The organism is Acinetobacter sp. GRABPA_MV_2 (assembly GCF_056725885.1).
On sequence record NZ_JBWZNA010000004.1, the window covers coordinates 26,127 to 37,906 of the forward strand.

Sequence of the window (11,780 nt, forward strand, 5' to 3'; positions counted from 1 at the left end):
AGTCCTCTTCACGACGCTATGCCGTTTTTTTAAAATTGACGAAATGAGCCTCTATGACCATAACGCCAAAGCCTGATTCAGTTGTTTATCGTGTGCGTGTAGCCGTACCTGTACATCTGTACGACACTTTTGACTATACACTCACCCAAGCACAATATGAACGGGCTCACGTAGGCTCACGCGTTGCTATTTCATTTGGACGCCAAAATCTGATTGGTATCATTACTGAAAAAGTTGATCCAAGTGAATCATTTACAGGCACCTTTCAGCTTAAAGCCATTTCTGACCTTTTAGATGAAGAACCAATTTTAGATGAACAAGTTTTAAGTTTATTGACATGGTCAGCTCAGTATTACCAATTTCCAATTGGTGAGGTCATGCAAACTGCCCTACCTGCATTATTGCGTCAAGGCAAACCAATGGATGTTTTGTTCCATCTTTGGAAAATCACACCATGTGATAATGTTGAAGCACTTCTTAAACGCTCTGTTAAACAACAAGATGCGTATCAAATTTTAAAGTTACACCCTGCCGGAACTACAGAGAATATTCTTAATTTAAGTGGTGTAGAAACGGCTACGCTTAAAGCACTTCAAAAGAAGGGACTAGTTGACTGTACGCTTGAACCGCACGACTTTAGCCCATCACCTGTTCAATTGGCACAAATGCCACTTACACTCAATGAAGACCAAAAGAAAGCAACTCAGCACGTCGTAAACGCACAGCATCAATACCAAGCTTTTTTGTTAGATGGTTTAACAGGAAGTGGTAAAACTGAAGTTTATTTGCACATCATGCATGAAGTGCTAAAGCAAGGTAAGCAAGTATTAGTCTTAGTTCCTGAAATTGGTTTAACCCCTCAAACCATTTCGCGCTTTAAGTCTCGTTTTAACTGTGATATTGCTCTATTGCACTCAGGCTTAAATGACTCCAAACGCTTACAAGCATGGCAACAGGCTCAGACTGGCAAAGCATCTATTATTTTAGGAACCCGCTCAGCCATCTATACGCCACTGCCACGTTTGGGCTTAATCATTTTAGATGAAGAACATGACCTCTCTTATAAACAGCAAGAAGGTTTCCGTTACCATGCACGTGATGTCGCACTGTACCGAGGTCACTTACAAAACTGTCCTGTTCTTTTAGGTTCAGCAACACCGAGCATCGATAGTTATTATTTGGTCGAAACTGGTAAATTAACTTCACTGCAACTTAACCAACGTGCAGGCCATGCGCTTTTGCCTAAAATGCATTTGATTGACCTTAAAATTGTCAAAAAGCAACATGGAATTAGCCAACCTCTTATTGAGCAAATTAAGCATACGTTAGCGAGAAAAGAACAGGTTTTAATCTTTTTAAACCGTCGTGGCTATGCACCTGTATTGGTTTGTGAAAGCTGTGGGTGGCAAGCAAATTGTCCACATTGTGATGCGCATTTTACGTTGCACACTCAGCCTTATTCTTATTTACACTGCCACCACTGCGGTACTGTTCATCGCTTGCCCGATCACTGCCCTGAATGCCAGCAAAAAAGCCTAAAAACCCTAGGTGCTGGAACAGCTAAGGTTGAAGAGCACTTACAAGAACTATTTCCAGACTATGATGTGATTCGGGTTGACCGTGACAGCACCAGTCGTGTCGGTAGCTGGCAAAAAATCTATGATCGGATTCATCAAAACAAACCAACAATTTTGCTTGGTACTCAAATGTTGGCAAAAGGTCACCATTTCCCACACGTGACTTTGGTTGCTATTTTAGATATTGATGCTGGGTTACTTAGTGTCGACATTCGTGCGCCAGAACGTACTGCACAGTTAATTGTACAAGTCGCGGGTCGTGCAGGCCGTGGTGAACATAAAGGCCATGTTTATTTACAAACCCTAAGACCAGATCACCCTTTACTGACCACGCTCATCGAAAAAGATTATCGGGCGGTTGCCAAACAGACTCTTGCGGAACGTAAAGTTGCTTTGCTGCCACCTTACCGTTATGCAGTACTGATACGTGCGGAATCCAAAGATCGTGACTATACCTTGCAATTTTTAAATGAAGCGGCAGAACATTTACGCCAAATTGCGGGTGAAATTATTGATATTTGGGGGCCAATTCCAGCCCCTATGGAGCGTAAAGCTGGACGCTACCGCGCCCACATGGTGATTTTATCTGCTGACCGTGCTCGCCTCCATTTTTACTTAAGACAATGGTGGTCACAATTGGTTCATGCACCTCGGCAACATCAACTTCGACTCTCAATTGATGTTGATCCGCAAGAATTTAATTAGATGGCTTGAATATCATGGTGTGAAGAAGCCTTTTTGGCTTTACACTTAAAAGAGACTAATACATTCGAGGCAATGAATGTCATTCTTACTGCAAGCAACAATTTTTCTTGGAGCTTCTCTGATTTTAGTCCCTCTTGGCAAACGCCTAGGGATAGCAACAGTTTTAGGCTATTTATTTACAGGAATACTTCTAGGTCCTAGTGTTTTAAATATTGCACATGACCCTGAAGCGATTATGGAACTTGCCGAATTTGGCGTTATCTTATTAATGTTCCTGATTGGTTTAGAGTTGCGCCCCCAACGTTTGTGGGAAATGCGTGACTCTATTTTTGTAATGGGAAGTCTGCAAGTCCTCATTAGTGGGACCATTCTTATGCTGATCGTACTGTTACTCTTTCAACAGCAGCTTTCTGTGAGCTTTGTCATTGGTTTTGCCCTTGCGCTGTCTTCCACCGCTTTTGTATTACAACTTCTGACCGAAAAGCAGCAACTCAATACGACTTATGGTCAGCAGTCTTTTTCCATTTTACTTTTCCAAGATATAGCGGCTATTCCTTTACTTGCCATTATTCCATTATTGGCAGGAACAGAATCAACCCATCATGGGGTAGCTTATTTTGCGGCTATCATTGCAACCTTTACTGGTCTATTTCTGTTTAGTCGCTATGTGATGCGTCCATTCTTCCGCTTTGTTGCCAAAAGTGGAGCGACTGAACTTATTACAGCAGTAGGATTATTTATTATTCTTGCTGTTGTCTTGCTTATGGACACTTTAGGAATTAGCACCACATTAGGTGCATTCCTCACAGGTGTATTATTAGCAGATTCAGAATTTCGCCACGAAGTTGAAGCGAGTATTGCACCATTTAAAGGTTTATTGCTTGGCTTATTCTTTATGACCGTTGGCATGACCACACAGCTGTCATTGCTCATTGAAATGCCTTTGCTTATTATTGGTGGTGCAGTCAGTTTATTACTCATCAAAACGCTGATATTGACCGCTATTGCCCGCTATAAAAAATACAGTTGGAATAACAGCTTGCTTTTAGGTACTTGCTTGGCACAAGGCGGAGAATTTGCTTTTGTAATTTTGAGTCTTGCAAAAAGTGAGAAGGTTTTAACTCAAGCTATATTAGAACCCGTGACTCTAATCGTAACGTTGTCGATGGTACTTACTCCAGTAATTTACTGGATTATGGCAACTCAGATCATTCCTCTGTTTAATAAAGAACGTCCACCTGAGTATGACGAAATTCCTCAGCAGGATAATCCGATTATCATTGCCGGTTTTGGTCGATTTGGACAAATTATCGCGCGTATTGCCCGCCTACAACATTTAGGCTTTACTGCAATCGACAACAATCTTCATCAAGTGGACTTTGTTCGCCGATACGGCGGTAAGCTCTATTATGGCGATGTGACCCAGCCCGATTTACTGCGTTCTGCTGGTATTGAAAAAGCCAAAGTATTTATTTTAGCAATCGATGATGTTGAAGACTCTATGAATGTCGCACGTCATCTTAGATTAAATTATCCAAACTTAAAGCTGTTGGCTCGTGCTCGCGACCGTCACCATGTCCATCTTTTAAGAGATTTAGGTGTTGAATACATTTGGCGTGAAACGTATCTATCTTCATTAGGTATGGCTTACCGCGCTTTGCGAGAACTCGGTATCTCTGATGAACAAGCCTATAACAATATCGAAATCTTTCGGGATTATGATGAGAAATTGCTCATACAGCAGCAAAGTATTTATACAGACGAACAGAAGGTTTTTGAAACACATCGTAATGCCTTAGCCGAGCTTGAACATTTGTTTGAAAGTGATGCGCAGCAACAGGCTACATCAAAACATGATGTTAATTTAAAGCGTCATTTACAGCCAAATCGCATCGACATTACAAGAGATCATCTAGAATAACTTGAGATTTCAGAAAATGGCTATATTAAGGACTTATTCACATTGCCTAAATAATTGGACAATGGGCACAAAGCTGCCCCCTGTCCGGCTTGCGGCTTCGCTGCATTTCCTAAGCTTGATTAAAACGAAATAGTTATACTCTGCTTAGGGCCCTGGAGAATATTATGTCTGATTTACGCCAACGCTTTTATATAGAGAACTTTCCAGTACGTGGAGAAGTAGTTCATCTTGAAGAAGCCCTACAAACCATCTTAGCTCAACGTGACTATATGCCTGCTGTTAAAATTCTGCTAGGTGAAATGTTGAGTGCGACTGCATTACTTGCAAGTACACTAAAAATCAAAGGCCGTATCAGCTTGCAAATCCAGGCTAGCGGCACCTTCAAATGGGCGATGGCTGAATGTAATCATTTAGGAGAGGTTCGTGCTTTAGCGGACTATGAAACTGATCCCCGCTTTGTTGAAGCAACAGACAGCAGCACAGTTCTTGGTGCCCTAGTTAATCCTGTTTTATTTATTAATATTGAACCGGAATTTGGCGAACGTTATCAAGGGATCGTGCCGCTTGATCAAGTAAATTTAGCAGGCTGCTTGATGCAGTATTACGATTTATCTGCACAAATTCCAACTCGTATTGTGTTGGCAAGTACAGATAAGCGTTCTGGCGGTTTACTGATTCAACTCTTACCACGTCATGATGAAGAAGAGCAAAACTTGGTCGATGAAGATTTATGGCCACGTTTGACAATGTTGACCGAAACATTAAAAGCTGAAGAGCTTACCAATTTAGATGCAAATGAAATCTTGTATCGTTTATATAACGAAGAAGAAGTTCGGTTACCAGAAATTGAAGCATTAAAATTTGGCTGTACATGTTCAAAAGAACGCTGTGCAAATGCCCTGATTCAAATTGGTGTAGACGCTGTTCATGAAACCCTAGAACATCAGAACCCGATTCGTATGGACTGTCAGTTCTGTAATACGCAATATACCTTTACCGCTGAAGAGGCTTTAGCGTTATTTGGTGAACATTTAAGTTAATCTTTTAACTTTATAAAAAGGCGGTTATACCGCCTTTTTTATTTACCTGTATTTTTTGATGATAATTTTCAACATGTTAATTCAAATAGGATAATATAAGGCTACTTTATAGCCTAATAAATAAGATGCCTAAATACCATGAATTATTTTGATTATTTTCTCTTTATTTTTAGCGTAGTTATCATGATTGCGACCCCTGGCCCTGTCATGATTTTAGTTGCAAGCGCTGGACTTAAAGGGGGCTATAAAAAAGCACTGGAAACCATTTTTGGTACAAACCTAGCATCCCTTGTTTTAATTTTTATTTCAGTACTGGTTTTAAAAGGAGTACTGAGTGTTAATGATAGTTACCTCAATATCATTCGTATTTTAGGCTGCCTATATATTGGCTATCTGGGGTTGAGTATTCTTAAAGAAGTGATTCAGGCACCTCACCCAGAAGCGATACAAACAGTTTCAGCACAAAATGGTGGCTTTAAAAAAGGTTTTCTTGTCGGTATTTCAAACCCAAAAGATATTATCTTTTTCTCGGCTTTCTTTCCGCAATTTGTCTCTATTACCCCTCAGTTAAATTTAAGTTTAACCCTACTTACGCTGACATGGATTGTTTTAGACTTCCTCACCCTATCTTTGGTTTATATCTTTTTCCGCCGCCTTTCTAACAGTCATTTATATCCAAAAATATTAGGCCTCTGCGGTTTATTACTTTTACTGATTGCTCTTTACGGCTTGTATCAAAGTTTTATCTAACTTATTAGAGGTATAGTCTAATTTTGCTATACCTCCTTACGTTCCGCTGGATTTCGTAATAGAACAACTCTTATACAATCTAGCTTATTGAAAACTCTAAAAATCGTTTCATAATGAAATAAACAACACCATCGTGATAAAACATTATGGCAAAAAATTATTATGAAGAATTAGGGGTTACACGCAAAGCCTCTGCTGATGAAATTAAAAAAGCTTATCGAAAATTAGCCCGTAAATATCATCCCGACATCAGCAAAGAAAAAGATGCAGAAGAAAAAATGCAGGCCATTAATGTTGCCTACGACACATTAAGCAATGCAGAAAAAAAAGCCGAATATGACCAAATGTTAGATCATCCTCAAGGTTTTAATAACTTTGGTCAGGGTGCTGCACAAGGTGGTTTTGATGGAGCACAGTTTTATCGCCAAGGTTTTACAGGTGGTGAACAAGCAGACTTTAGTGGTTTTGAAGATTTATTTGGTCGCTTTGGTGCAGGCTTTGGCGGTGGGCAACAACAATATCAAAGACAACAACGTAGTTATCGCGGTGAAGATCAACATGCCAGCATAGAGGTTGATCTTGATATTGCCTATCATGGTTCAACACAGCAAATTACTTTGCAAATTCCAACCATAAACGCTTATGGCGAACCTGAAGTTCAACGCAAAACCTTGCAGGTGAAAATACCAAAAGGCATGAAAGAAGGTCAACAAATTCGCTTAAGTGGACAAGGCCAAAGCGGGATTAATGGCGGTGCCAACGGCGATCTTTATATTGAAATCCAGTATAAAGATACAGACCGTGTTCATGTTGAAGGCAGTGACGTATATCTGACCGTAGATGTAGCTCCTTGGGAAGCGGCACTAGGTCAAGGTATTGAAGTAAAAACTCCAGCAGGATCCTTACATGTCAATTTACCTAAAAATGCCAAACAAGGACAACAGCTACGCTTAAAAGACAAAGGGATACCAAATAAAACGCCAGGCCATCTTTATTTAATTTTAAATATTGTATTCCCCCCAGCAAATTCTGAAAAAGAAAAAGAAGCGTATCAGCAACTGGCAGAAGCCTTTGCTTCATTCGAACCTCGTTCATCTCATTAGGGAGCAAGATCATGACAACCATTCACTATCGAGAAATTGTATATGACGGCCATACCTTTAGTGCAGAGGTCGTTGATGAACAATCGACATTTGATTTACAACAATTTGCCCAAGCTTGCGGCCAAAGTCCTGACTGGATTCTTCAGCTCATTGAATATGATATTTTATCAGTCGAGAACACACCTGAGGCACACCAGTTTATGGGTGAAGATGTCGCACGTGCACGTAAAGCGTATCGTCTACAACGTGACTTTGACGCAAGTTTGGCAGCAGTTGCTGTAATGTTAGATTTGATTGATGAAGTGCAACAACTTAGAAAACAGTTGAAGCATTTTCATTAGATTAGATAGTGACGACGGAGTCCTACGGGCACTCACTATCTATTTCATCAGCCAATTACGTTACTTTTGTTTTGGCAAAAGTAACCAAAACCATTGTCATCCACAAAACCTGTTCACTTCTTTCATTTAAAATATTACTTTGCAAAAACAATAATTTCTAAATTATGGGCAGGTTGTGGATGACGCTTAGCTCAAGCAAATTTGGAAAAAATTCAATAAAAATTGAAGAATTATTTCAACCGAGTAATCTTTTCCACTTCCTTCAAAGTCTGCTTAATCGGTTCATATTCCAGAAACCAAAACAAATTCATTCGATCTTGGCGATGCTGTTGAGCCAGTAAATCAATCACACTTTTTTCACCGCGCCCCACCAAATGTTGTCGATAAAAATAGTACAGTAACAAAACAGTACTTAGCAGCATGACTCCGAGCATAATCCAGAAACCTACCGGTGATTTAAGCCCTGGAATAAACTCAAAGTTCATTCCATAAATACCGGTTAAAAGCGTAAGCGGTGCAAATACAGCAGTAATAATGGCAAGAATACGCATATTCTCATTGGTCTGGTTGGCAATTGCTGAGAAGTGCAAATCAATCGCCGACTGAATGGCGCTACGTAAACGTAAAGTATGTTTTTGAATACGTTCGACATGACTCATTAAATCATTCAAACGAACTAATAAAAGATCTTGAGAACTATGCGTCTTCTCACCAATAACATGATGATAGTTTTCTACAATTTCATCACGAAACTCTTGTAAGGTTTCGATTTGTTCTTCGCATAGATTTTCGACCTGCTGAAAGGCCATATTTTCATGAAACAGTTGATGCCACTGCTTAAAACGCCGATTCCCTTGTAATAGCTGTTGTTGCCAATGCTCAACCCTTCTAGTTAAAGGTGAACGAATATCAAGGTAGCCATCCACCATACTATTCAGCAGACGTAAACATAAATCTACAGGCGAATTAGGCAGCTTACGGGTTTTGTTTTGTTCTTCCAAAGTTTTACATAAAATATTTTCGAGACGTTGAATATAGTTTTCAATCGACTTATTGCCTTGCTCACGAACACTAATCAGAACTTTAGGGGTAAAAATAAAGCTAATCGGCGTGGTTGCTAGACCAAATACACTCTCATGGGATTCCCCATTTTTAATTTCATCATCAGGTGTAACGAGCTTTCTAAAAATAAGCAGGTCGTATTCTTCAAGCGTATCAAATGCACAAGGATGCTCAATATTCGCAATATCCCGCATATGAAATTCATTGATAACCACGTCTGAAAGCTGTTGAATCGTTTGTTGCCATTCTTCGTTATGGTTCACCACATCCGTTCTGACACTATCAATCCAGAAAAACTCCAGAATGTGTTCATTATGCTGCTCACGGCTTAAAAAGACATAGCCGTCAGCGTGATGGCGATAAAAGTAATAAACCTGCATACCACAATGATCTGTTTTTGTATTACTTGCATCATGCCATAAAAAAAGTCCGCATCAAGCGGACTTTTTCATGTCACCAGAACAATTATGCTTGTTCAATGTCTTTCATAGTCAATTTAATACGACCACGATTATCAACATCAGCAACTTGTACTTTCACTTCCTGACCTTCTTTAAGAACATCAGTTACGTTCGCGATACGTTCATTTGAAATTTGCGAAATGTGAAGAAGGCCATCAGTACCCGGCATGATGTTTACAAACGCACCGAATTCTACAATACGGATTACTTTACCGTCATAAATCTTACCTGGTTCAACTTCAGCAGTAATTGCTTGAATCTTAGCAATTGCAGCTTTAGCAGCAGCTTTAGTTTCACCAAATACGCGAACTGTACCATTGTCTTCGATATCAATTGCAGCTTTAGTTTCTTCAGTAATTTGACGGATAGTTGCGCCGCCTTTACCAATAACATCACGGATCTTGTCTGGGTTGATGTTAATCACTTCAAACGTCGGTGCATGAGCACTGATTTCAGCACGCGCACGTGAAATGACTTTATTCATTTCGTTTAGGATGTGCATACGACCAGCAAATGCTTGGTTTAATGCAACTTCCATAATTTCTTCAGTAATACCTTCAATCTTGATGTCCATTTGAAGTGCAGTAATACCGTTTGCAGAACCTGCTACTTTAAAGTCCATATCACCTAAGTGATCTTCATCACCCAAGATGTCAGAAAGTACTGCGAAACGCTCGCCTTCTTTCACCAAGCCCATTGCGATACCCGCAACTGGTGCTTTAAGCGGAACACCTGCATCCATAAGTGATAATGAAGCACCACATACAGAAGCCATTGAAGATGAACCGTTTGATTCAGTAATGTCAGATACAATACGAATTACATACGGGAAGCGGTCAGCCGCAGGAAGAACTGCTTGAACACCACGACGTGCTAAACGACCGTGACCAATTTCACGACGCTTAGGACCAGATTCACGGCCTGTTTCACCTACAGAGTATGCAGGGAAGTTGTAGTGCAACATGAAGTTGTCAGTCTTAGTACCAGCAAGGGTATCAACCATTAACGCATCACGAGTATTACCCAAAGTTGTTGTTACCAACGCTTGAGTTTCACCACGTGTAAATAATGCAGAACCGTGTGCACGATCTAATACGCCAACTTGAACGTCGATAGCACGAACAGTTTTAGTATCACGACCATCAATACGTGGCTTACCTGACAAGATGTTGTCACGTACTGTACGGTATTTAAGGTCTTCGAATAATTCGTTTACTTCATCAGCAATACCAGTTTCGTCATTTTCTGGAACAAACTGAGCTAAAGCTTCTGCATAAAGTGCATCAAGTGCTGCATAACGGTCTTGTTTAACTGCAATTGTATATGCTTCTGAGATTTTCGCTTCGAAAGCTGCTTTTAATTGCTCAAGAAGAGTTTCGTTTTTAGCTGGAGCAACCCAAGTTGATTCAACAGCGCCAGCAGCAGCCGCAAATTCTTTAATTGCTTGAATTGCAATTTGCATTTCGTCATGACCGAAAAGCACAGCACCAAGCATTTGGTCTTCTGAAAGTTCTTTCGCTTCAGATTCAACCATCAGTACAGCAGATTCTGTACCTGCAACCACAAGGTCAAGGTCACTTTCTTTCAACTGTTCAAAGTTCGGGTTAAGAACATATTCACCGTTGATTAAACCAACACGTGCTGCACCGATTGGGCCACGGAAAGGAGTACCAGCAATAGACAATGCTGCTGATGTACCAAGCATTGCTGCAATGTCAGCATCCATAGTTTTGTCAGAAGAAACAACAGTTGCTGTTACTTGAATTTCGTTGAAGTAACCTTCTGGGAACAACGGACGAATTGGACGGTCAATAAGACGTGAAATTAAAGTTTCAGCTTCAGAAGCACGACCTTCACGCTTACCGTAACCACCAGGGATACGACCAGCTGCATATTGTTTTTCTTGATAGTTAACTGTTAACGGGAAGAAGTCTTGGCCCGCTTTTGCTTTAGGTTGAGCAACAACTGCAACTAAAACAGTTACGCCACCCATAGTGATTAAAACTGTGTTTGCTTGACGTGCAACGCGACCCGTTTCTAAAACGACTTGATGTTGACCGAATTGGAATTCTTTACGAACGATATTAAACATTGACATGTATTGTATTTTCCTAATTTTATTCTAGTGAGACCCCTAAGGTTTGGCATTCAGACTACACCGATTGGTAGATAAATGACAAAGCTTAGAAGCCATCACACTAGATCAATTATTTAAAATAAGTTAAACGCAAAGAAGGAGCGCACAAGCGCCCCTTCTAAAAATCACTTAACCTAGCATTAAGTGAAACTCTCTTTTCAGCGATAAAGCATTGCGACATGCGAAATAGCGAAAACAAAGTGAAAATCGAATTAACGACGTAAACCTAAAGCACCGATCAAAGCAGTGTAACGACCGTGGTCTTTACCATTTAAGTAGTCGAGCAATTTACGACGTTGGTTAACCATACGGATCAAACCACGACGGCTGTGGTGGTCGTGTTTGTGAGCTTTGAAGTGACCTTGTAAATCATTGATTTGAGCAGTCAATAAAGCTACTTGTACTTCTGGTGAACCAGTGTCATTTTCAGCGCGAGCAAATTTAGCAATGATCTCTGCGCGGTCTGCATTAGTTAAAGCCATTCGATTTCTCCGAGATGCTTAAAAAAGTAAACGATATTAATCAGTTGAGGCAACTGACTGCCGTGCATCACTACAGCAAGTCGCCTATTTTAAGGTATCTATAGGTGGATTGCAAAATAGTTTTCAGTAACTTGTCATTTTAGACACTGACATCAAGACCTTAACCCTTCACACTAGCCTCGAATAAAAAGAAAGAAGCGC

9 protein-coding genes are annotated in these 11,780 nt (G+C 40.2%); 6 read left to right on the plus strand and 3 right to left on the minus strand.

The features are described 5' to 3' along the window. Positions 1-53 precede the first annotated feature (53 nt). The 6 genes from ACXM0J_RS05015 to ACXM0J_RS05040 all read left to right on the plus strand — a co-directional run bounded on the left by ACXM0J_RS05015 (position 54) and on the right by ACXM0J_RS05040 (position 7,437). Positions 54-2,282: a primosomal protein N' gene (locus ACXM0J_RS05015; RefSeq protein WP_086264326.1), complete on the plus strand. Its 2,229-nt coding sequence runs from the start codon at positions 54-56 to the stop codon at positions 2,280-2,282. 76 nt (positions 2,283-2,358) lie between these two features. After that, positions 2,359-4,203, plus strand: a complete 1,845-nt coding sequence (locus ACXM0J_RS05020) for a monovalent cation:proton antiporter-2 (CPA2) family protein (RefSeq protein WP_086264327.1) — start codon at positions 2,359-2,361, stop codon at positions 4,201-4,203. A gap of 164 nt (positions 4,204-4,367) precedes the next feature. After that, positions 4,368-5,243 (plus strand): Hsp33 family molecular chaperone HslO, encoded by an 876-nt coding sequence (gene hslO / locus ACXM0J_RS05025; protein WP_005079292.1) that lies wholly within the window; start codon positions 4,368-4,370, stop codon positions 5,241-5,243. 138 nt (positions 5,244-5,381) lie between these two features. Next, the gene (locus ACXM0J_RS05030) at positions 5,382-5,993 is read left to right on the plus strand and encodes a LysE family translocator (RefSeq protein ID WP_005079293.1); all 612 of its coding nucleotides are present in this window, start codon (positions 5,382-5,384) and stop codon (positions 5,991-5,993) included. Between the two features lie 146 nt (positions 5,994-6,139). Next, positions 6,140-7,096 (plus strand): DnaJ C-terminal domain-containing protein, encoded by a 957-nt coding sequence (locus ACXM0J_RS05035; protein WP_063098020.1) that lies wholly within the window; start codon positions 6,140-6,142, stop codon positions 7,094-7,096. 11 nt (positions 7,097-7,107) lie between these two features. After that, positions 7,108-7,437, plus strand: coding sequence for a chaperone modulator CbpM (locus ACXM0J_RS05040; RefSeq protein ID WP_002114963.1), 330 nt, complete (start codon positions 7,108-7,110; stop codon positions 7,435-7,437). A 230-nt stretch (positions 7,438-7,667) separates the two neighbouring features. Here ACXM0J_RS05040 and ACXM0J_RS05045 read toward each other — a convergent pair whose 3' ends face one another. From ACXM0J_RS05045 to rpsO, 3 genes are all read right to left on the minus strand, one after another. Next, positions 7,668-8,879: a magnesium transporter CorA family protein gene (locus tag ACXM0J_RS05045; protein ID WP_086264328.1), complete on the minus strand. Its 1,212-nt coding sequence runs from the start codon at positions 8,877-8,879 to the stop codon at positions 7,668-7,670. A gap of 85 nt (positions 8,880-8,964) precedes the next feature. Further along, positions 8,965-11,052: a polyribonucleotide nucleotidyltransferase gene (pnp, locus tag ACXM0J_RS05050; RefSeq protein ID WP_171071986.1), complete on the minus strand. Its 2,088-nt coding sequence runs from the start codon at positions 11,050-11,052 to the stop codon at positions 8,965-8,967. Between the two features lie 257 nt (positions 11,053-11,309). Then, on the minus strand, positions 11,310-11,579 hold the full coding sequence (gene rpsO, locus ACXM0J_RS05055; RefSeq protein WP_002114951.1) for a 30S ribosomal protein S15: 270 nt from the start codon (positions 11,577-11,579) through the stop codon (positions 11,310-11,312). Between the last annotated feature and the right edge of the window lie 201 nt (positions 11,580-11,780).

Excerpts from the sequence above, each read along its gene's own strand:
- ACXM0J_RS05015 (WP_086264326.1), top strand. The coding sequence starts at position 54 with ATGACCATAACGCCAAAGCCTGATTCAGTTGTTTATCGTGTGCGTGTA.
- ACXM0J_RS05020 (WP_086264327.1), top strand. The coding sequence starts at position 2,359 with ATGTCATTCTTACTGCAAGCAACAATTTTTCTTGGAGCTTCTCTGATT.
- hslO (WP_005079292.1), top strand. The coding sequence starts at position 4,368 with ATGTCTGATTTACGCCAACGCTTTTATATAGAGAACTTTCCAGTACGT.
- ACXM0J_RS05030 (WP_005079293.1), top strand. The coding sequence starts at position 5,382 with ATGAATTATTTTGATTATTTTCTCTTTATTTTTAGCGTAGTTATCATG.
- ACXM0J_RS05035 (WP_063098020.1), top strand. The coding sequence starts at position 6,140 with ATGGCAAAAAATTATTATGAAGAATTAGGGGTTACACGCAAAGCCTCT.
- ACXM0J_RS05040 (WP_002114963.1), top strand. The coding sequence starts at position 7,108 with ATGACAACCATTCACTATCGAGAAATTGTATATGACGGCCATACCTTT.
- ACXM0J_RS05045 (WP_086264328.1), bottom strand. The coding sequence starts at position 8,879 with ATGCAGGTTTATTACTTTTATCGCCATCACGCTGACGGCTATGTCTTT.
- pnp (WP_171071986.1), bottom strand. The coding sequence starts at position 11,052 with ATGTTTAATATCGTTCGTAAAGAATTCCAATTCGGTCAACATCAAGTC.
- rpsO (WP_002114951.1), bottom strand. The coding sequence starts at position 11,579 with ATGGCTTTAACTAATGCAGACCGCGCAGAGATCATTGCTAAATTTGCT.